At 26.9% G+C, this 23,824-nt stretch carries 16 protein-coding genes; 13 read left to right on the top strand and 3 right to left on the bottom strand.

The genetic code is table 4. The annotated features are described in order from the left end of the window. Positions 1–298 precede the first annotated feature (298 nt). A complete protein-coding gene (locus ACW95P_RS01205; RefSeq protein WP_457961404.1) occupies positions 299–2,287 on the top strand; it encodes a hypothetical protein in 1,989 nt (662 codons plus the stop codon). Positions 2,288–2,552: 265 nt separating this feature from the next. On the opposite strand, the gene ACW95P_RS01200 is transcribed toward ACW95P_RS01205, so the two are convergent. From ACW95P_RS01200 to ACW95P_RS01190, 3 genes are all read right to left on the bottom strand, one after another. Continuing rightward, positions 2,553–3,035 carry a hypothetical protein gene (locus tag ACW95P_RS01200; RefSeq protein WP_457961403.1) on the bottom strand — a complete coding sequence of 161 codons (483 nt, stop codon included), beginning with the start codon at positions 3,033–3,035 and terminating at the stop codon, positions 2,553–2,555. Positions 3,036–3,278: 243 nt separating this feature from the next. Then, on the bottom strand, positions 3,279–3,719 hold the full coding sequence (locus tag ACW95P_RS01195; RefSeq protein ID WP_457961402.1) for a hypothetical protein: 441 nt from the start codon (positions 3,717–3,719) through the stop codon (positions 3,279–3,281). 277 nt (positions 3,720–3,996) lie between these two features. Then, on the bottom strand, positions 3,997–5,382 hold the full coding sequence (locus ACW95P_RS01190; RefSeq protein ID WP_457961401.1) for a dihydrolipoyl dehydrogenase: 1,386 nt from the start codon (positions 5,380–5,382) through the stop codon (positions 3,997–3,999). 200 nt (positions 5,383–5,582) lie between these two features. Here ACW95P_RS01190 and ACW95P_RS01185 point away from each other — a divergent pair, with 200 nt between their 5' ends. The 12 genes from ACW95P_RS01185 to ACW95P_RS01130 all read left to right on the top strand — a co-directional run bounded on the left by ACW95P_RS01185 (position 5,583) and on the right by ACW95P_RS01130 (position 23,764). After that, complete coding sequence (locus tag ACW95P_RS01185; protein ID WP_457961400.1) at positions 5,583–7,037, top strand: DEAD/DEAH box helicase; 1,455 nt, start codon at positions 5,583–5,585, stop codon at positions 7,035–7,037. Positions 7,038–7,100: 63 nt separating this feature from the next. After that, positions 7,101–8,861, top strand: a complete 1,761-nt coding sequence (locus ACW95P_RS01180) for a Na/Pi cotransporter family protein (RefSeq protein ID WP_457961399.1) — start codon at positions 7,101–7,103, stop codon at positions 8,859–8,861. Positions 8,862–8,947: 86 nt separating this feature from the next. Further along, positions 8,948–9,430 carry a thermonuclease family protein gene (locus tag ACW95P_RS01175; RefSeq protein WP_457961398.1) on the top strand — a complete coding sequence of 161 codons (483 nt, stop codon included), beginning with the start codon at positions 8,948–8,950 and terminating at the stop codon, positions 9,428–9,430. Positions 9,431–9,608: 178 nt separating this feature from the next. Continuing rightward, positions 9,609–11,738: a ribonuclease J gene (locus tag ACW95P_RS01170; RefSeq protein ID WP_457961397.1), complete on the top strand. Its 2,130-nt coding sequence runs from the start codon at positions 9,609–9,611 to the stop codon at positions 11,736–11,738. Further along, positions 11,739–14,648 (top strand): lysylphosphatidylglycerol synthase domain-containing protein, encoded by a 2,910-nt coding sequence (locus tag ACW95P_RS01165; RefSeq protein WP_457961396.1) that lies wholly within the window; start codon positions 11,739–11,741, stop codon positions 14,646–14,648. A gap of 12 nt (positions 14,649–14,660) precedes the next feature. Then, positions 14,661–17,291, top strand: coding sequence for an alanine--tRNA ligase (alaS, locus tag ACW95P_RS01160; protein ID WP_457961395.1), 2,631 nt, complete (start codon positions 14,661–14,663; stop codon positions 17,289–17,291). Next, the gene (ruvX, locus tag ACW95P_RS01155) at positions 17,284–17,703 is read left to right on the top strand and encodes a Holliday junction resolvase RuvX (RefSeq protein WP_457961394.1); all 420 of its coding nucleotides are present in this window, start codon (positions 17,284–17,286) and stop codon (positions 17,701–17,703) included. Before alaS ends, ruvX begins: the two co-directional genes overlap by 8 nt. A 2-nt stretch (positions 17,704–17,705) precedes the next feature. Next, complete coding sequence (locus ACW95P_RS01150; RefSeq protein ID WP_457961393.1) at positions 17,706–18,020, top strand: hypothetical protein; 315 nt, start codon at positions 17,706–17,708, stop codon at positions 18,018–18,020. Positions 18,021–18,022: 2 nt separating this feature from the next. After that, a complete protein-coding gene (locus tag ACW95P_RS01145) occupies positions 18,023–18,667 on the top strand; it encodes a BC85_0335 family putative methyltransferase (protein WP_457961392.1) in 645 nt (214 codons plus the stop codon). An 83-nt stretch (positions 18,668–18,750) separates the two neighbouring features. Next, complete coding sequence (gene uvrB / locus ACW95P_RS01140) at positions 18,751–20,724, top strand: excinuclease ABC subunit UvrB (RefSeq protein ID WP_457961391.1); 1,974 nt, start codon at positions 18,751–18,753, stop codon at positions 20,722–20,724. 56 nt (positions 20,725–20,780) lie between these two features. Beyond that, entirely contained in the window at positions 20,781–21,926 is a 1,146-nt protein-coding gene (locus ACW95P_RS01135; protein WP_457961390.1) for a glycosyltransferase, read from the top strand. Positions 21,927–22,072: 146 nt separating this feature from the next. After that, positions 22,073–23,764: a hypothetical protein gene (locus tag ACW95P_RS01130; RefSeq protein ID WP_457961389.1), complete on the top strand. Its 1,692-nt coding sequence runs from the start codon at positions 22,073–22,075 to the stop codon at positions 23,762–23,764. The last annotated feature ends 60 nt before the right edge of the window (positions 23,765–23,824 follow it).

Genomic DNA, 23,824 nt, shown 5'->3' with positions numbered 1-23,824 from the left:
GCATCTAGGAATATTTTTTCATATGCAAAATTTCGTCTTTAATAAATCATAAAATTTGTAATTAATAAATTGACTAAAAAGCTGAAATATTATTAAAAAATAGCTAAATTTAAACTTTTATAGATAATTGCTTCACTAATTTTGCTAAATAAAGATTTCTGTCTAAATCCTTTATTTTTGTAATAAAATAAACTTAGCTATTATAAAAAAGAAAATAAATTATTAATAGCGAAAAACAAAATCAATAATTAAAATTTAAATTTTTAAATTTATACTTTAATTATTCAAGAAAGGAATTATGAAAAGTTCTAATAGTAAATCACTTAAAAAAATATCAATTTTATTTTTAGTAACAACTCCATTATTTGCGGTTTCGGCTTTTGCTTTTGTATTTATTTCTAAAAACCAAAACCAAAATTACCAAAATAAGCTTGTAATCAAACAATATAATGCTGTTTCAAAACTGGAAGCTACTGATGATGAATATCAAGCAAAGATTGAAGTAGCTAAAGAAAAAGTCAAAGCTGAAATAGATGAGCTAAATGATTATTTAGCAAAAAACGCTATTAATGTTGCTTTCTCAAATAGTAATGATTCATCAATTTTTAAATCCGTACTTGAAAGAGTTAATTCTGATATTAATGATAAAAGTATAATTTGACACACAACAAGAGCTCCATTTCAAAATTTAATTGATTTATTAAACTCAACAAAGATTAAATTAAACGGAAATGAAAACAAAGAAAATGCAGTTAAGGAAATACAAAAATTAACACATATTTCCGAAGAATTAAAAAAAGAATCTATTGCTAAAATTAATTCTTTAAATGAAATAAATACATTATCTAAATTGAACATATTTGCTGCAAGACACGTCAATGCTGATAAAAGGTTTTCTCAATTAAAAACAGATTTAAAAAAATATACAGATACAATGTCAAAACAAAAGTATTTATTGGCAACTAATAAAGTTGAAAAAGATAATTTAGTTAAATCAGCGCTTAATAGCATTTTAGAAAAACCTGGTATTATTGAATTAAATAATGACACAAACATTAATAATCAAAAGTTATCAGTTATTGATTTAAATTTAATTAATCAAGTAATTAACCAAATTTTAGATGCTCAACATGATTTGAATGGTGAAATAGTTTTTTTAAATAGAAAAAACAGGTTATTTGCTCAATTTAATACCGAACCATTAAATAAGGTTAATGATAAAATAAGAGAACAAATTAATTCTAAAATAAGTAAAGCTAGCACTGATGAGGAATTAAAAATTGTTGAATCTGAAGTAAACGAATCTTTAAAAATTGCAAATAAAATTTTTCAAAAAATACAATATCTTGAAGATAGAAGGGAAGTCGAAGGGATTAACTTTAATTTAGCAGATGAAGATAAGAAAAATATTTTTTTCAATACCTTAAACGACTTAAGATCTCAGCTAAATTTAGATGTATTTAATTCATTAAAAACAGAAATAATTAATGCCTCATTATTAAAAGCTGATAATTTAACATTTAATGGAAATGAAAATTTAGCTAAGGCCAAAACAGAAATTGCTAATTTTAAAAATATTTCTGAAATTAGCCAAAAACAAGCTGCAAATGATTTACCAACAACTTCTTTAGCTGATTTGGAAAAAAGACTTACTGAGTTAGAAAAAATTAATACAATAATTGGTAATAAAAATAAAATAGTAGATACTTTTTTAAAATTAAGTGATGAATTTAAAGCTAAAATAAAAGAAGAATTATCTAATACTGATTTAAATCAAAGCGAAGAAAAAATTAACTTAGATATGGAAAATATTATTGAAAAAAATACAGCATTAAATAAAAAATTTAATGATTTTGAAAATGCAGCTTACAACTATATCTCTGTTATCCAAACGCCAACTTACAGTGCTTCAACTAATGGCTCTGAACAAGATTTAGTAGTATTAAATGCTTTTAATAGCATACTATTTATTAAAGAAACTAATTTAAAAGATGTAAAAATTCATAAAAATAGTTTTAAAGATGGCACAGATGTGGAAAAAGTTTTAAAAGTTATAGAAACAATTGATAATGCAATTTCGAAATTAAATGGTAATGAAATTATTAATAAAGCCAAAGAAGACTTAATATATAATTTTAAAAACAATATTAAATATAATTCTTTATTAGTTATTACAAAAACAAAATTAATAGAAATGGTTAATGAAGTAAATTCTAACGCAAATGATTGAAGACAAAAATTGGATTCAATCATTAAAATTGCAGAAGATCGATTAGCTAAAAATTAAATTTTAAAATAATTTACTTTTAATATCTCTCAAGGTTATTTTTAATAACGAGAGATATTTTTTATTTCTTACAAATTAAAATTAATAAAAATAAATTTTATAAGTAATAAATTTAAATAAAAAATTTAAAGTATTTTCATAGCTTTTAACATAAAACTGGATTTGTTTTTCAAAAATATTAAATTATATTAATTAAAACATTTTAATTAGTTTTTGATGAATTTACTTATTAAATTATTAATAAAAAATTTAGGAAAAATAATTTTTAATTATCTAAGTTTTGATGATAGGATTCAAGAACTGTTACACGACCTTCTAAACTAGTCAATCTATCTTCAATCCTCTCAAGACGCTTCCCATGTTCCACTTGCATTGTTTCAATCTTTGCAAGACGCTTATCGTGGTTTTTAAGTATTTCGCCATGTTTAGCTTGCGTTGCTTCAATCTTTTCAAGACGCTTTAAAACTTCATCTTTAAATTCTTGATCTTTTTGATGATTGTCATCAACGCGATTAGACAAATTCATTAAAATTTTTAATAACTGCTCAAATTTATCATTATTTTTATCATCATTTTTCATTTCTGAATACCCCCGAAATTTTGCACAGTAAATTCCACTTAATTTATTATCAGTAATTTTCACTTCAATTAAATTATAATCAATCGCTTCGGAATGTTTATGAAATTTATCTGCTTGTGATTTTGAAATTTTATCGCCAGCACTAAAACGATTTAAATTTTTACTCATTTGAATAGTCTCCTTTTAAAAAATTTGAAATTAAATAATAAAATAATGTAGATTAAAATAAATACTTTTCCTCTACATTTATATATCGCTTAAAATTGCTAATTTTGCTAAAAAATAATTTAATTTTTTGAAAAATATTAGAAAATAACCATACTTTTAGCTTTGTTTTATTATTTAAAATTTTTCTCAAGACTATTTATTTTTTAAAATAAATTTAAATAAAAAATTTAGGAAAAATAATTTTTAATTATCTAAGTTTTGATGATAGGATTCAAGAACTGTTACACGACCTTCTAAACTAGTCAATCTATCTTCAATCTTTGCAAGACGCTTATCGTGGTTTTTAAGTATTTCGCCATGTTTAGCTTGCGTTGCTTCAATCTTTTCAAGACGCTTTAAAACTTCATCTTTAAATTCTTGATCTTTTTGATGATTGTCATCAACGCGATTAGACAAATTCATTAAAAGTTTTAATAACTGCTCAAATTTATCATTATTTTTATCATCATTTTTCATTTCTGAATACCCCCGAAATTTTGCACAGTAAATTCCACTTAATTTATTATCAGTAATTTTCACTTCAATTAAATTATAATCAATCGCTTCGGAATGTTTATGAAATTTATCTGCTTGTGATTTTGAAATTTTATCGCCAGCACTAAAACGATTTAAATTTTTATTCATTTGAATAGTCTCCTTTTAAAAAATTTGAAATTAAATAATAAAATAATGTAGATTAAAATAAATACTTTTATTCTACATTTATATATCGCTTAAAATTACTGATTTTATTAAAAAATAATTTAATTTTTTAATAAATAATAGAAAATAACTGCATTTTTTATTTTTTTTTAAATTAAAAAACAAAAAATGCAATTTATTTTTTAACTAAAAAGGTGATTTAAAAAATAAAAAATGATTCCTGAGTATTTCAGGAATCATATATTAATTTGATTATTTTTTATTTTAGTTTAAAAGCTAATGTTCTTACTAAATAATAAATAGCTTCACTTAAAGTTGGGTGAGTATGACCTACTTTTACAATATCAAAAACTGTTAAGTTAGCAGCAATCGCTAAGGCCACCTCATTAATAATTAGTGAAGAATCTTCTAAAACAATGTAAGCTCCTAAAAATTTGCCATCATCTTTTTTTACAATAAATTTAATAAAACCAAAATCAAGTTTTTTTTCAATGTGGTTTCTTGGTAATTTTTGAGCAGGAATTGTTACATCTAAAACATTATCTTCGCCATATTTTTCTTTAGCTTGTTTTGCTGATAATCCCACACCGCTAATTTCTGGCGCTAAATAAATTGATCAGGCGATAGTATCAGTACGAAATTGCTCAATTTCTAGTCCCAATAAATTTTGCAATAATACATCACCTTGTTTATAAGCAGTTGTAGTTAACATTAATGCCCCAGTTACATCCCCGATAGCATAAACTCCAGGTAATGAAGTTTCCATTTTGTGATTTACTTTAACAGTTTTATTTGAGTTTAATTCAAGCTCTAAATTAGCAAAATTTTCAATGTTAGCAACACGACCAACTGCTAATAAAAATTTATCAGCTTTTATAGCAAAATTTTCTCCTGCTTTTTTATAACTAATTACTCCACCACTTTGGTAATTATATTCTTCCACTCCAGATACAATTTCAATGCCCTTGCTAGTTAGAATTTTAGTAGCTTCCAAGCCTACTTCTTCATCAAAATTTCCTAATATTTTTGGAGCGAAATCTAAAATAGTAACTTTTGTACCGAAACTTGCAAAAAAGTAACTGAACTCCAATGACACAGGTCCGGCTCCTAAAATTACTAAATTTTGTGGCAATTGCTCTAAATATAATAATTCAGTTGAATTAATTAAAACTTTCTCAGCCATAGCAACATCTTTGCCAGGAAAATCAATATCTCTTGAACGTGATCCAGTTGATAAAACTAAATTTTCAGCATAAATTTTTTCACCATTAACTTCAACGGTATTTTTATCAATTACTAGAGCTTCTCCATGAATTGTGGTAACTCCAGCTGCCTCTAGTGCTCCGGCGATTGCTCCATTTAAAACTTTGCTATTATCACGTAAATTTTGAATAATTTTTCCAAACTCAAAATGAACACCTTGAGTTGAAATTCCGTATAATCCACACTTTTGAATTTCATTATAAACTTTAGCTGATTTTAATAATGATTTGGTTGGAATACACCCTTCATTAACGCATGTACCGCCTAATTTATTTTTTTCAATAATTGCAACACTTTTACCTTTTGAAGCTAAAATAGCTGCTGAAGAATATCCTCCAGGCCCTGCTCCAATAAAAATAAATTCAAATTTCTTTTGATTCATATAAACACCTCCATGATGTTTTTTAATTATACTACTTTTAAATAAAAAATGCTTTTTAGCTTAAAAAAAAGTTAAAATATACATTTTTTATTAAAAATAGATGTCTTAAAATTTTATTTAGATATTTATAGTATAAAATTAAAACAAATTTTAGAAGTTAGTGATATAACTAACCCTAAAAATACATCTCAAGGAGAACAATGAGCTTTAACAAATTTAATCTTAGCACCAATACCATGCAGGCTTTAGAGGAGATGGGTTTCACTGACCCTTCGCCAATTCAAGAGAAGGTTTTACCTCTAGCATTAGAAGGGAAAGACATTATCGGACAAGCGCAAACCGGCACCGGAAAAACAGGGGCATTTGCAATTCCAATTATTGAAAATACTGACCCCAAACTTCACAAAATTCAGCATTTAATTTTGGCACCAACTAGAGAGTTAGCAACTCAAATTTTTAACCAAGTAAAAATGATTGGTAAATATCATAATTTAAATGTTGGTTTAGTTTTAGGGGGGGTATCTTATGAACGTCAATTGGAATTTTTGAAAGGTAGAAATACTGCTCAAATTTTAATTGCTACACCAGGAAGAATTGAAGATTTATCATCATCACACAAGTTAGACTATTCACACTTAAGAAGTTTAACTCTAGATGAAGCGGATGAATTGCTAAAAATTGGCTTTTTACCAGAAATTACCAAAATTATTAATCACTTACCAGAAGTGCGTCAAAACTTTTTTTTCACAGCAACATTTGATGCCAAAACTAAAAAGTTATCAGAAATTATGACTAAAAATCCTGAAAAAATTTCAATTTCTAAGGGATTAACAACTTCAAAATCAATTGATCAGCAATATGTAGTTTTAAAAGAAAACGAAAAATTAAAAACTTTAGTGAAGTTTTTGGACTTACACAAACCAAAATCAGCAGTAATTTTTGGACGTACCAAAAAAAGAGTTGATGAATTAACTGATGCTTTAAACACATTGGGTTTTGAAGCTGCTGGAATTCAAGGAAATATGCAACAACGCGAACGTAACTATGTAATGGATAAATTTAGAAACCAAAAAGTTAAAATTTTAGTAGCTACAGATGTTATGGCTCGAGGAATTGACGTAGATCACATTGACTGAGTATTTAATTTGGATTTACCACAAGAGATTGAATACTATACTCACCGAATTGGAAGAACAGGAAGAGCAAGTCGTTTGGGACATTCACTTTCATTTGTTAAACCATATGAAATTCCACATATTCAAAAAATTGCACAAGACACAAATTCAGTAATTTCAAGAGTAGAAATTCCAACTGATGAAAAAATGAAAACAATTTGAGAAGAGCATTTATTTTCAAAATTAACTGATATTTTAGAAAAGTCAAAACAAAAAGAATTATTTTACATTCAAGCTGAATTAGAAAAACGTTATACAGCTCATGAATTGGCAACTTTATTGTCGGATTATATTCAAAGCGAAAGTAAAGCAACTAAAAAAGATATCAAACTTTCGCCTGAACCTTCGGTAGTAATTCGCCAAAAACCAGAAAATAAATCAAAATCTGGTAGTCAAAGAAAATACGGTAGCAAAAGTGGTTCAAGAAGCGGCGGCGATAGAGGGCGTTCAAGAACAAACCGTCAAACTAAAAATTATTAAAATGCTTTATAATTTGAATAATTAAACTTAAAAAATAAAAAACAAATTTTAAAAAAGGGACAAATGGAAATCAATATTCAAAAAGAAGGTTTGGCTTTTGCTATTTTTATTGCATTAGCTGGAATTGCTTTGTTTGTTTACACAATTAAAATTTTAGGAAATTCCTTAAAAAGCATTGCTGGGGTACGTATGCGCCGGGTATTGCGAAGAATTTCTGATAATAAATTTTTAGCTGTGTTTTTTGGAATTGTGATTACAACATTTATTCAATCTTCTGATGGAGCGATGGCGATCATCATGGGGCTTTTAGTTGCAGGGCTAATTAGCCTTCGGGGCGCCATTGCATTTTTATTAGGAGCTAATATCGGAACGGCAACAACTTCGTTGATTGTATCGTTTCAAAGTGAGTTTAAATTTACTCAATACTTTATCATTTTTGTTTTTATTGGTGTTTTTGGTTTTTTGCTTTTCAAAAAACAAAACATTGTTCAAACTTTTTTATTTATTTTTTCAGTAGGACTAGTATTTTTATCATTAACAATTTTAGGTTCAGGTGTAAAAGCAATCACTAAAGAGGCTTGATTTGAAAACACAGTTAAAACAATTGGATCAAATAATTGAATTTCTTACTTTTTTTCAATTGGTTTCACGGGCTTATTACAGTCATCTAGTGCCACTGTTGCCATTTATCAAAAAGTGTATGAATATTCAGCAATTGAAGCAGCAATGAATAATGTCCCTGAAATTCTAAGTTTATCTTCAGCAATTGCTTTAGTTATGGGCTCAAATGTTGGAACAACTTTTACAGGATTAATTATTGCATTTTTATCAAGGGATAAAAACTCAAAACGAATTGCTTTTATTTGAGGATTTACTAATTTTACAATTTCAATTATTTTTGTAGCGATTTCACAGTATTATGCTGATCTAATTAATATGTTTAATTTAATTTCAGCCGATAAAACCAAAGGGTTCACATTGCAATTATCACTTTCTCACATTATTTTCAATGTCATTTTAACAGGAATTTTCATATGATTAGTTAGACCACTAGAATGATTGAGTTACAAGCTGGTGCCAATTCCAAAAATTGATGAAAAACATCAAATTTCTTTGCCAGAAATCTTATTGGAATCCAACCCTTTATTAGCTTTAGCTTCAGCGCGAAAATCAATCCGTAATTTAGGGAATTTAACACAAGATTTATTGGTTGATTTAGCTGAATTTATTAAAAAGAAAAAAGCTTCACGTCTTCCGCATTATTTAAATATCGAGAAGCAAATTGAACAAGATAAAAAAGCTATCAATGTTTATTTACTGAAAATTGGAAATAATCAATTATCTCCTAAAGCTGCTGAAGAACAATCTTCATTAATTATGGTGGTGCGTTCTTTAGAAAGGGTGGCACAATTAAGTCATGAAATTTACAATGAATTAATGAAAGTTCACTCAAAAAGCCGTGAAATTTTTAAAATTGATGATGAATTAGTTAAAGAATTAAATGAAATGGTTAATCTCAATTTAGTGTTGTTGAAACAAGTTTTAGAGCAAATTACAAAATACGATTCAAAACGTGCAACTAAAATTAAACGTATGGTTGTGGAAGTTGATGAAATGGTAATTGCTAACTATAAACGTTATGTTGAAAGAGTTAAATTAAATTCAGAATTAATTATGCAAGACCTTGATTTAGAATTTGATTATTTACTTGTTTTAAAAACATTTGAAAGAGTAGCACACCGCTCATTAAGAATTCAAAAATATTTAAAAGCAATTCGTGGTAAAAGTAAAAAACCACTTTTTAGTTTAAATACTCAAGCTTAGCAAGTTGCAAAACTTGCTTTATTTTTTACATTTTTACCCATTTAAAGCTATATATAATTGTGAAGATAAAAAAAATAATAATTTTTATGAGCCTCATAGCAGCACCATTAAGTGTTGTAGCTTGTTCTTACTCAACTAAAAAAGCAGTATTTGTTACCAAAGTTTTTGATGGCGACACTTTTACTGATAATGATGGTAAAAAATACCGAATTTTTGGTATTAATTCTTTGGAAATGACAACTAAAAAAGGTGAAAGTCGTATTTCAACAACTGGCAAGACACGTTATTGAGCGCAAAAAGCAACTAATAAATTAATTGCTTTAATTGAACATAAGACTGTTCAAATTCAATATGTTAATAGCGATAAATACGACCGTTATGTTGTCAAAGTTTATTTAAAGGGTCAAGATATTGCCTTTTTATTATTAGTCCAAGGTTTGTATGAAGTTAAATATATTTCTGATAATGTTGCTGATCCTTTTTTCAATACAGATGTTGCTTATTATAAGCAACTCTTACAATATCAGCAAATTGCTCAAGAAGCTAAAAAAGGCATTTGAAGTAGATAATAAAACTAATTTTAGTATTGTCTTTAAAGCTTTTTCATCTTTTGAATTAGCTTGATGATAAGTTTTTAAGTTTAGTAAAAATTGGTATAATTTCAAAATACTTGTTTATTTAGTGAAATCACTCAATAACAAACATGAACTTGATAATTACAAAACATTAATTACATAGGAGTTTTTTATGACACCAACTAAATTTTTTGGTTTAGGTGGAATGCAAGAAATAGGTAAATCGACACTAGTTATTGAAAAAGATGACTCAATAGTTATTATCGATTCAGGGATTAAATTTGCAGACACTTTTGCAACCGGTATTAAAGGTTTAATACCTGATTATTCATATCTTTTTGAAAACCAAAGTAAAATTAAGGGTCTTTTCATTACTCATGGTCACGAAGATCATATTGGGGGAATTTCATACCTTGTTAGGCAAGTTAATATTCCTGCAATTTATGCTCCCAAAATTGCGATTGAATACATCAAAAATAAATTTGAAGAATACGGGATTAGACAAAAAATCGACTTAATAGAGATTGAAAAAGATGCCTTTTATGATTTTGGTGCTTTAAAAGTTGATTTTTGAACTGCTCAACACTCAATTCCTGACGCTTTCGGAATTCGCGTTACTTCAGAAGATGGCTCAATCATGTGTACTGGAGATTTTCGTTTTGACTACACTCCAATTGGTAATTACACGGATTTTGAACGCTTAAAACAAATTGGTGAACAAAATTTAAGTGTTTTACTTTCTGATTCAACTAATGCGATGCGTCCAATGCATTCCCCAAGTGAAAAAGACATTTTAAAAGACATTGAGAAAATTTTTACAGAAGCCCAAGGAAAAATTGTATTAACAGCTTTTGCTTCAAATTTAACAAGACTAACTGCAATTATCGAACTTTCAGCAAAATTAGGTAAAAAAATTGCTGTTTTTGGTCGCTCAATGGTTTCAGGAATCGACATTGGTAAACGTTTAAAATACATTGATGTTCCAGAAGATGTTTTTGTTGATAAAAAACAAATTTCGCAATACAAAGATAATGAAATTGTAATTTTAACAACTGGTTCTCAAGGTGAACATTTAGCCGCATTATCAAAAATGTCGCTAAATAAACATCCTTATATTAAAATTAAAAACAATGACGTAATTGTTTTTTCATCTTCGCCAATTCCTGGAAATAGAAGCAAAATTGAATTACTTGTTAATAAGTTGTATAAACTAGGAGCAATTATTAAAGAAAACGGTGTTGATGGTTATTTACACACTTCCGGTCATGCTTATCAAGAAGAACATGAAAAAGTTTTTAAATTAACAAAACCTACCTACTTTGTTCCTTATCATGGAGAATATCGAATGTCGGTAGTTCATGGTCAAACCGCAATCAAAAGCGGAGTTAAAAAAGAAAATGTTTTAATTCCATCGTTGGGAGAAGTTTTATATTTAAATAAAGGAAAATTAAGTTTTTCAAAAGAAAAAATTAATTATGGACCAATTTACATTGAAGGTGATGTAATTTCTAAAAGTAATTCAACCACAATTAATGAACGGGTTCATCTTGGGGAAAATGGTTTTGTTAATGTAATTGTTGCTATTAATAAAAACAAAAACACAATTGTAGGACGTCCTACAATTGTGTCTCGTGGCTCTTTTTATGTTAAAAATTCTGTTGAATTAGTTGAAGAATGCAAGAAAATTGTGCATAAAGCAATTTTATATCATATTAAAAATAGTAAAAATTGAAACATCCCTGATTTAAAACAAATTATCAAGGATCGTTTAGAACCCTTTATTTATAAAGAAAAACGTCGTAAACCATTAATTTTAACTTCAATTTTATTAATTGATGAAAAAACTAAAAAAGTTCCTCGTGAAGAAAAAGTTGATGAACAAAATCAAAACGGTGTTGAAAAGAGTTTTTTAAAACCGAGATTTATTAAAAAAACAAACCCAAGACCAAAAACTAATAATTTTACAAAAAAACCTGGCGCTAATACTTCAACATCAACTCCAAAACTACAAAATCCCAAATTAGAAACAACACTTGAAGGAAAAAAACCTGAATTTAAACAACGCCCTAAACCAAAACATAAATTACAAAATAAACAATCAACCAAGACTCTAAATAATTCACAAGAATCAGAAAAAATTGCAAAATCTAATAATATTGAAACTTCAAAACCAAAAAAACCTTTTTACAAAAAGTCAAATCTAAATGCTCATCCAAATTCCGAAAAACTAACAGGAGAAAAAGTAGAAACTTCACAAAAATCTTTAAAATATACACATAAAAAAGTTAAAAAGGAAGTTTAGATGGAAGAAAAAGGTATTTTTATTAATCACTTAGAAAACTGAAATTTTTATAAAAATGTTCACCCACTTTTTAAACATTTTACTTTTGATAAAAGTAAAAAAATTAGTTTTTTAAGAAAAATAAGTCGATTAAATTCAACTCTAAAAATAAGAGATAATAAAATTGTTTCTGTAGCCGGAGATAACGAAGAACAATTTAATGAAAATACAATTTCGTTAATTGCTTTTAATTATGCTAAATTACTAAAACAAAAGTATGAAATTGAAGATCAAATTGTTTTAATTGCGCATGATGAAGATGATGAATCTTATAAGTTTTCACAAATTTTTTCAACAGCACTATCACATTATGGAATTCAAGTTTCAAATTTTTCTTATAATAATCCCGTTCCTTATCCGGTTTTTTTTTATGCATATAAAAAGTTAAATTTTCATAATTCTGTTTATATTTCTCGTAAAAGCTTTCTAACAGATAACTTTGTTTTTTCTTTTAAAAATACTAAAAATGATATTTTTAATAAAGAAGAAATTGAAGTTTTAAATAGTAAAATTGTGCCAGTGGAAATTGGAAATCACACAATTAATAAAAAAGCCAATATTAATTATTTAAATAGTAAAATTTTTGAAGATTATTCAAAATACATTCTTGAAAATGCTGAAGAAAATGATTTAGATTCTAATTTATCATTTTCTTTTTTGTCTTTTTCAGATTCGCAAAATATTTTTATTACCAATATTTTTCAAGAATTAAAGTACAAAGTTAATGATAATAATAAAAATAGTTCTGTTTCTCAAAAACTAAATTTAGAATTTTCCCCTTTTAAATCATTAAAAAAATTGTCGCGAAATGTTTCTAAAGAAAAAAGTGACATTGGATTTATTTTTCAAAAAAAAGGTACTAAATTATTATGTGTAGTTAAACATAAGCGTTTAGTAAAATATTTAAGTTATGATAAATTGGCAATTTTGTACATGAATTATTTAAGCCAAAAAGATCATAAAAAAATTGATGTTTTAACAACTTCAACTGCATCACAAAACCCATTAATTTTTGCTAATAAATTAGCTGAATCAGAAATTACTATTAAAGATACAAGAAGGTCAATTTTAGCTCAAGCACTAAAAACCAGAACTAAAAAACTTAATTTTGCTTATACAGAAAATGATATGTTTTTTATTTCAAAAGGATTGCCGCAATCAGGATTTGATTCCATTCCTTTTGCACTTGCAATTTTGGAAATGGCAGCTTTTTACAAAAAACAAAATAAAAATTTATTTGAGGTTTTCCAAGAAATTGAAAAAGAAAATGGAGTTTTACATGAAAATATTGAAACATTTTTTGTAGATAAAGAACAAGGTTTAAATTTAATTTCTAGAATTAATCAACTAGAAGAAATTAATGGAGTTAAAATTGTTAATAAAAAACGTTTTGACATACAAGAAAATTACAGTAATTTAATTTGTAAAATGCAAGATAAAACACAAATTGTTATCAAGTATAATAATTATAAAAACGTTTTAAAATATTTTGTTAATGTAAAACCTGAAAAAGCGGAATTTCCAATTATTACAAATAAGGAAAAACGCTTCATTGACAAAATTAATTTATATAAAGAGGAAAAGCCTCCCAAAATTAAAAAGCAAAATTACATTATTAAATATACTTTTTTATTAGCATTTTTAGCTGTTTCGATTTTTTTAACATTCAAGTTTCTTTATACTAATACCGGCGGCGAAGATTCAGTTCAAATTTTTCGGGATTTTTGAACTATTTTTACAAGAAATACAAAGACAAGAATTTTCTTTCTAATGATTGCTTTTTCAAATTTTGTTTATTATGCAATTCATGCCTGAACTATATATCGAATGATGCAGCGCCAAGGCATAAAAATTAAATTTAAACATATTTTTATGGCTTCTTTTATTGGAGTCTGTGTGTCTAATATTACTCCATTTTATATTGGTGGAGATATTGTTTCATTTTGATATTTACGAAAAAAAGGCTATAACACATCAGCTTTAGCTTCAACATTTTTGGCTTCAACTTTTATTTTCCAGGTTAACCTTGTAGTAATTACCTTATCTTTAATTCCGTTTATGTTTATTCAATATCCAGAATTGTTTAATGGAAAAGCTGAAAACATTTTTATTGTAGTTTTATTATTTGTTGGTTTGGCGATCAATATTTTGGGATTCTTTTTCTATTTAATTATTTCAAGCTCAAAAACAATCCAAAAAATTATTGTATCGGTTGTTATTTATTTTTTTGAATTAACACCACTTATTTTTGTTAAAGATCCAATTAAAATTTCCGGAAATAAATATTATGCTTTTGAAAAAACGCGGCAAGGATTTAGAGATATTTTAAAATCACCAAAATTATTTTTAGAAATTTTTACACTAAGATTACTTACAATGTTTTTTATTCCAACGCCATTTGTAGCATTTGCAAGTCATTTATTAAAAGACAATATCCCATTAATTGAGGGATATTGAAGAATATTAATTGGGACAAACATTATTCGGGCTGTTAACTCAATTTCAGTTGCACCAGGAGGTGTAGGAACGGAAGAATTAATTACTATTACAGTTTTAAAGCCATTATTTAAAGAAGCTGATCAATTAGACCCGCAACTTGTCATTCGTGATGGAGTAAAAATCTTTTCATTTTTAAAACAAATTTTCTTCTATTTTATCCCAACAATAACTTCAGCACTAGCTTTATTAAGTGTTTGATTTGGAGAAAGATTATTAGCTAAAAAAATAAAAGTTGCTAAAAATAGACTATTGCACAAAAATTTAGCAATCAATACACATGATATTGTAGTGAAAACTAATTATTATAAAATTACTGCATCAATTGGAATTTTAGCAACACTTGCTATAATTTTATTCCTACTTTTAATTTAGAAAGGATTAACCATGTTAAGTTCAAAAGAAATTAGAAAAATGTGACTAGATTTTTTTGCATCAAAAGATCACCTTGTTGTTGAAAATAAATCTTTAATTCCGCATAATGATGATTCATTATTATGGATAAATTCCGGGGTTGCAACACTAAAAGATTATTTTTCTGGCAAAAAACAGCCCCCGCACAATCGTTTAACCAATTCTCAAAAAGCAATTCGAACTAACGACATCGAAAATGTGGGAATTACTTCAAGACACCACACAATGTTTGAGATGTTGGGGAATTTTTCAATTGGTGATTATTTTAAACTTGAAGCAATTGAATTAGCGAATGAATTTTTATTAAATGTTTTAAAATTAAAAAAAGAAAACATTTATATTACATATTTTCATGAAGACATTGATACTAAAAATAAATGGTTAGCTTTGGGATATCCAAAAGAGCATTTAATTCCTGGTGGTAGAAAAACCAACTTTTGAGATATGGGTCAAGGTCCTTGTGGTCCTTGTACAGAGATTTTTTATGATCGAGGGCCAAAATATGATGCTCGTGGTCTAGAACTTTTGAAAGAAGATATTGAAAATGATCGTTTTATGGAAATTTGAAATATCGTTTTTTCACAGTTTAATAATGATGGCGAAAATAATTACACTGAATTGGCGCAGAAGAATATCGATACCGGTGCTGGTTTGGAAAGAATTGTGTCCATTTTACAAGATGCACCGACCAATTTTGATACTGATTTATTTATGCCAATTATTAAAGAAATTGAAAAATTATCACCTTATCAATATGAGACTGATAATTATTTTAAAAAAGATGCTGAACAAGAAAAAATTAATAGCTATTTTAAAGTTATTGCCGATCATATTCGAGCTGTAGTTAATGCTATTAATGATGGAGCTGTGCCTTCAAATGTAGCTCGTGGCTATATCATTAGGAGATTAATTAGAAGAGCTTATCGCTCAGGAATTAAATTAAAAATCAATCAAAAAACTTTTTTGCACAAATTAGTAAAAATTGTTAAAGATTCACTTGTTTTTGATATTGATGTTGCCAAAGTTGCGGATATTATTAAAAAAGAAGAGTTGCTATTTTCCGAAACAATTGAACAAGGGCAAAAATTATTAGAAAAAGAAATTGCTAAAAATCCAAATAACTTTGATTTTAAGGTTGCTTTTCAAATGTATGAAACTTATGGTTTTCCAATTGAATTAACGCAAGAAATTTTAAAAGAGCATAACGTTGATTTAGATATTTCTCAATTTGAAGAATACAAGAAAAAGCATGCTGATGTTTCTAGAGGTAACAAAAAAGTTGCAATGCAAAAAGCAATTAATTCCTTATCGCATGTTAAAGCTAAAATTTCAAATTTTATTGGTTATGATCATAAAAATTTAGAATCAGAATCAAAAGTTGTTTTTCTTGCTAATGAAGAAAATGAGTTAGAAGAATCAAATGGTGAAGCTTATGTTATTTTAGAAGAAACGCCATTTTATGCAACTTCTGGTGGTCAAAAACATGATCAAGGTTATATGTTGCAAGAAGATAATAAACTTCAAGTTTTAAATGTTTTCAAAGATAAATATTTAAATAATGTTCACCATGTTAAAGGTAAAATTAACAAAAAATCTGTTATAAAATGTTTTGTTAATCGCGAAAATCGACGTAAGTTAGAAATTAACCATTCTTCAACTCACTTGTTATTTAAATCTTTGAGAGAACAATTTTCATGACCAATTGAACAATTGGGTTCAGACAACAATGAAAATCGGTTAACTTTTGATTTCCCAGCTGATAAAAAACCTACTAAAGAAGAAATTGAACAAATTGAACAACGAGTGCGTTCATATATTCACCAAAAAGCTCAACGTTCATACATTGAAACTACAGTTAATAAAGCTAAAGAAATGAATGCGATTATGACCCTTGAAGAAGCTGAATACATGGATCCCCTTAATGTTCGTTTAGTTGAATTTAAAAACATTACAGTTGATTTATGTGGAGGAACTCACATTTATAATTCTGAAGGAATTGAGAATTTTAAAATTGTTTCTGTTGAAAATAAAGGATTAGGAATTTACCGGATTCGTGCTATAACAACTAATCAATTAGTTGAAGAATATTTATCAAAGAAAAATTTAGAACTTGTTGAAATTTTGCAAACTTTAGTTGATAAAAATCAAGTCTTAGACCCAAATTACAAACTTGAATTAACTTTAACTCAAGATTTAGAAAAAAATCTAGCAATTTTAGAAACTGCAATTGAAAAAACCCGGGAAGATAATAAGGTATTAAAGAAAAATACTTCAAAAATTGAAGTGGATACAACAATTACAACAGAAAAAGTTGGTAATTATAGTGTGTATATTAATCTTGAAGAAACAAATAGCAACCTAAAAGTTTTAGGAGCTGAATTAAGAGAAAAAAATCCAGAAACAATTATTGTAATTGGTAACAAAAAAGCTGATAAGCAACTTTTACTGGTTGCGGCAAAAGTAGTTGATGCTAACAAGTTATTAAATACCATTTTTACTAAAGTTGCTGGTAAAGGGGGCGGTAGCGCCATTATTGCACAAGGTTCTTGTGAATTAAATGAAAATTTAGTTGCAATTATTAAAGAAGTTATTACAAATGGCTAGAGCTTTAGCTTTAGATTTAGGTACTAAAACGTGTGGTTTTGCAATTAGTGATGCCGATCAAATTTTTTCTTTTCCTTTAGATAATTTTCATTTTCCTGAAAATCAATTTAAAAAAGTTTTAGAAAAAATTGATGCTTTATTACAAGAATATGAAATTAGCGTTTTGGTTTTGGGCTACCCCACTCGAATGACGGGAACTAAAAGTGAGCGAACATTTATGGTTGAAGATTTTTATGAAATTTTGAAGCAACGTTATTCAATAAATGTAGTACTTGTGGATGAAAGATTAACAACAAAAGCAGCTAATTCCATTTTAAAACAAGGTGGTCTATCTGCTAAAAAACGAAAACAGCATAAAGATAAATTAGCTGCACAAATTATTTTAGAATCATATTTATTTAAGGGAGTTTAAGAGTGAAGAGTACAATCAATTTAAGTGAACAAAATCGTGAGATTTTTGTTAAAACAACCGAGGGCAAAGAAGTGCAAGGTCACATTTTGTTTACAGTTGATCCACAAGATAATAAACATGATGAACAATGAGTTTTTTATGTAATTGAAGATTTTGTTTATGTGCAAAAAGTTAATGATCAAACTGGTGAAATGAAAGATTTAACAGATGAAGAAGTTGCTGAAGCTGAAATCATTTTAGAATCATATTTTGAAGAGCATGAAGTTGTTGATGAAACCGAAGATGCAACTTTTGAATTAGAAAAAGATAATAAATAATTATGCCTGAGTGATTAAAAATAATTTTAGGCCTATCAATTGTTATTGTTCCAGCACTTGGATTCGGATATTTTTATTACATTAAAATAAAAATGAAAAAATATGTAAGTGAAATCCAAACAAAAAATACTCCCGTTGAACCTGTTGCATTACAACCAGAATTATTAGACATGGAACAAGATGCTTATTGAACAATTGATGAGCTAACATTTATGTTAAATACTTGTAAAATGAATAATTTGCAAACAGCAATTATTTTAGGCCCAAATTCTGGAATGGAAATGTTAATTTTAGCTAATCAATTAAATATGCAAACTTTTTTATTAGAACAAGATTTAGATATTGAGCAATACCAAAAAAATTTAATAAATGTAGCGAATTTTTTTGGATTGCAGCCGCATATAATTAATGAAGCAGAATATGCTGCTCAAACATTTGATTTTGTAATTATTAAAGCTGATAAAAATCATGAAATTGAAACATTATTTGATCAAACCTATAAGTCCTTAGCTAAAAACGGCGTTATTCTACTAGCTAATCCTTCAAACAAACATCTAAAAAATTTTAAGGAATATTTTAAGCTTTCTAATATTAGACATGAAATTATTAAAACAAGCCAAAATCAAATTGTTTTAATCACAAAATAGTAATTTATAGTTTTTTGCTAATGCAAAAAACATTTTTTATTTATTTAGCTTATAATTTTAAAAAATTAAAAAAGAGGCAAATAATGGAGTTTAAATTAAATTCAAATTATCAACCCACAGGTGACCAACCACAAGCTATTCAAGCGCTATATGAGGGAGTTTTGGAAGGGAAGTCAGCTCAAGTTTTATTAGGAGTTACCGGAAGTGGTAAAACTTTTACTATTGCTAATTTAATTCAAAAATTAAATCGCCCAGTTTTAGTTTTATCACATAACAAAACTTTAGCTTCTCAACTTTATTCAGAGTTAAAAGGGTTTTTCCCTGAGAATCGGGTTGAATATTTTGTTTCTAACTTTGATTACTATCGCCCAGAAGCTTATATGCCTTCTTCGGATACCTATATTGATAAAACGTCTAAAACTAACTGAGATTTAGAAGCGATGCGAATGAGTTCTATGAATGCGCTTGTAATGCGCAGGGATACAATTGTAGTATCCTCAGTAGCTTCAATCTACGGAGCTTTAAACCCGCGTGAATATGCTGCAACTTTTTACAATATCGAAGTTAATATGGAAGTTGACCGGAAACAATTTTTAGCTAATTTAACTAAACGAAATTATGAACGCAATAATGTTGATTTAACTCCAGGAAGCTTTAGTGCTAAAGGTGATGTAATTGAAATTGCTCCAGGATGAACTGCGGATTACCATCTTCGCATTGAGTTTTTTGGCGACACCTTAGAATCTATTGCTCAAATTGATCCACTTAGTAAAAGTGTCATTAAAAAATTTAAGTCTTATGTAATTTATCCAGCTAGTGCCTATACTACTAAAGCCGAAACAATGGAACGAGCTGTTAAAACAATTTTAACCGAACTTTCAGAACGTTTGCAAGAGTTTGAAAAAGAAGGAAAACTACTAGAAAAACAAAGATTAGAAGAGCGAACTAAAAATGATCTTGATTCAATGCAAGAATTCGGTTTTTGTAATGGGATTGAAAATTATGCTCGTCATATCGATGGGCGTGAGCCTGGAGAACGTCCCTACACTTTAATTGATTATCTACCTGAGGATGCCATCATTATTATTGATGAATCCCACATTATGGTGCCACAATTAAACGGGATGTATAGTGGTGATTATAGTCGTAAGAAAAACTTAGTAGATTATGGTTTTAGATTACCTTCAGCACTTGATAATCGCCCTCTAAAATTTGAAGAGTTTGAAAAATTTAAACACCCAATTATTTATGTTTCAGCTACCCCGGGAGATTATGAAATTAATAAAACTGAAGGAGAAGTAATTAAACAATTAATTCGTCCAACAGGTTTGTTAGATCCAATTATTGAGATTAGACCAAAAACTAACCAAATTGAAGATTTGTATGATTTATTACAACAGCAAAAAGTTAAAAAAGAACGAACTTTAATTTTAACTATTACTAAACGTTCGGCAGAAGAATTAACACGTTTTTTACAAGAAAGAAATCAAAAAGTTGCTTACATTCATTCTGAACACAAAACTTTTGAAAGAAATGAAATTTTAAGAAAGTTAAGAAAAGGAATTTTAGATGTTGTAGTTGGAATCAACTTATTGAAAGAGGGGATTGATTTACCTGAAGTTTCTTTAATTTTAATTATGGATGCTGATAAAGATGGTTTGTTTAGATCAACAAGATCATTGATTCAAATTGTGGGTCGTGCCGCACGGAATGATCATGGAAAAGTTATTTTTTATGCTGATGAAATGACAAAAAGCATGAAAGAAACTATTGAAGATAATTTGCAAAAACGTAAAATTCAAGCAGAATACAATCAAAAACACAATATTACTCCAACTACAATTATTAAACCCATTCCCGAGCCAATTCAGGGACAAGATATTAATGATGCGCTTGTTGAAGTTATGGCACGAGGCAAAAAACGTAACGCAAAACAAAAAGAAGAGCTGATTAAGGCATTGCGAAAACAAGAAAAAGCTGCGGCTGCGGCTTTTGACTATGAAAGAGCAATTGAATTACGTGACTTAATTATTGAATTACAATCAGAAGAGAACTAAATTTTTAGTTTTTTTCGCAAATTCAAAATTAAATAATCTTAAAAATAGGAACATTTATGAAAAAAATTTTAGTATTTTCTCAGCGACCACATACATTAATTGGTGGGATTGAAGCGTATGCAATTAATTTATTTCATGCTTTTTCTGAAAATCCAAATTATGAAATTCATGAAACATATTTTAACAATGACACTTTTGATGCTGTTGTGTCAGAAAAATTAGCCTTTACAAAATCACAAAACTTTTTTGAAATGCACAATTTAAAAGCGGAAGCAAAATTTTTTCCATCTTCCACAAAAAATGAAAAACGTGTTATAAGGCTATTAAAAAAAGTCGATTTTGTAGAATATGACATGATTATTTTTCAAAATTACAGATTTTTTAAAATGTCTAAAAAATTAAATTTAAAAAAAGCAGTTTTTGTACAACATTTAACATATGATTTTTATGAAGATTTTTGCAACCAAAATGCAATTATAAAAACGATAATTAAATTATGATTCACTCACCCCTATTCAAATAAATATAATTTTTTTAAATTTAGTAATAATGTTGTTGTATTCGACAAGGCTAATGAGGAGTACATTAATAAGAAATTAAATTTAGATAAAAAATTTTATCAAATCGCAATTCCTTATAGCGGGAAAATACTAAATTCATCAGAAATTATTTATAGTAAAAAAACAAATATTTTATACTCGGGTAGAATTGATAATTTTCAAAAAAATATTTCTTTTTTAATTAAGGCAGCTAATTTTTTTGTTGCTCCTTTAACTATTTATGGTTTTGGTAAAAAAATTAAAAGATTTAAATGACATAGCAATATTAACTATGAAGGATTTTATAATAAGGATCAATTATTAGATATTTTAAGTAAAGTGAAAGTTTTTGTCATGACTTCAAAATTTGAAGGTTTTCCTTTTGCATTAGTTGAAGCACTTTCAAATGGAATTCCTATTGTTGTTTTGGAGACGTATCCCTCAGCAAAATTTTTAACTAACAATAACAAAAATGGTATTTTAGTTCCTGCCTCAGCTTCGCCAGAAGAATTTGCAGCAGCTGTAAATAAAATTTATAATTTATCAGATAATGAGTATCAGCAAATGTCACAAAATTGTTTAGAATTTGCACAGCAAAATTTAAGTTTTAAAAAATTCAAAACAACCTGAACTCAAGTTGCTAAAAATATTTTAGGAGAATAAAATCACTTATCTTTAAAATTTATTTCATTATTTTTCTTTAAAATAATTTTTTTAAAAAAAGTTACAAATTTTTAATTATTTTAAAACATCATGATCTTTCGAAGCTATAATTTACATATAGCTTTTTTGTTTAAAAAAGGAGATAAATGCATAAATATTTTTGATGATTAGTTAAAACTTATTTTAAAAGATATTTAAATTACTTAGCAATACTTTTTTATCCAGTTCTAATTTTGTTAGTGACAATTTTTTTAAAAACCCAATGATCTAAATCAATTGATGTTTATGACACGCTATCATTTTATATTTTGCCTATTTTGTTAGTTTCAAATAGCCTATTAAATTATGGTTCAATTTTTAACCAAATTAAGAAAAATACTACCGAGACAAGTGTTGAACTTTTAAGTTTTACAAGCAACCAAAGTAGATTAAAAATTTACTTTAATAAACTAGCTGTTTATTTAATAATTAATTTAATTGCGCTTTTAACTGCTTCAATATTTATTTTTAGCTCATTAGCTTATGCGCTTGATGGGTCTTTTATTAGCGAAATATTTATAATCATCTTTGCCTACATTGTCACATCAATGGTATTTTCAATTTTATTTTTTGGTTTTTTCTTTTTGATTGATGCTTACTTAATGACAAAAATTAAAAAAAGACATAATATTTTTTATTTAGCTATTAATTCAACATACATAATTGCAGGGATAACATTCCCGATTTCTATTTTTGTAGCACCTAATGCTTCGGTGAATAAACTGAATGAATTAAAGTTAATTAGCAATAAGAATAATTTAAATTTAAAAAATACTGATTTATTTAATAACCAAAACGATGTTACTAATATAACATTATTAGAAAAACCCACTTTAGATAGTCATGATTTAAAATATAATGCCGATGATCTTGTTAGTTTTGATAAGCAAGTTGCAGTTTACAATGAAGCTGCAGATTTGTATAAAAATTGAAATATTTTTAATTACTTTAATTTATTCAATATTTTTAGAAAAGCTTCTTACTTAGAATTAATTAGTGATAAGTATTATCAACAGCATAAAAATGAAAAAAGCTATATCGGGAACTATTCTTTTAAAAAGTTTTACAAGCAAAATGAAATTCAAAATTTTGTTAATAATTTATTAAAAGTAAAAATACAAAGGTCATTAAATGCACCAGTTGAAGAAAATTATATTAAAGGCTTTAACAAAAGGGTTCTTTCTGTAAATTTAGTTGGCTTTTTATATGACTGACCTGACAGTAAATATTTAGAATTGTATTCATTAGAAAATTATACTATTAATGCAGAAGAGAAATTTAAAAGTGATAAGATTATTTTAGACAATTTAGTTGCAGAACTAATTAATGATGTTGATTTAAACCAACTAGAAATACTAATTAATTTCGAAACTGTTAAAATAATTTATGAGAAATTAAAATTGCTTTTTAATAAATCTCAACTTGAAAAATGAAAAAAAGATTACACATTTTATATTCTTATAAAAATTGCGCTTGAAAAACCAAGCGTTTTAAAAACAGAATACAATGAATGAGTAGAAGATAATATTAAAAAAAATAATTTAATTAAATTAACTACACCTAAAGACTTTAACGATAGAAACTTAGATGAAAATGAATATCAAATTCACGATTTAACTAAATCACTAATTAATAATTTAATTGGAAATAAAGAATTCATAGCCAAGAGTAATATTGTTGCATTCGGTTTTGACGAAGTAAATTATCATTTATGAATTAGTGTTATAGTCACTTTACTATCACTTTTGCTTGTTAATGGTGTTGCAATTTATAAATATAATAAAACAGATGTTGCTTAATTATGATTTACATAATAACACTTGCAAATTTGCAAGTGTTATTATTATTTTCATAAGAAG

Source organism: Mycoplasma pogonae (assembly GCF_054170725.1).
This window is presented reverse-complemented; position numbering and strand designations above follow the sequence as displayed.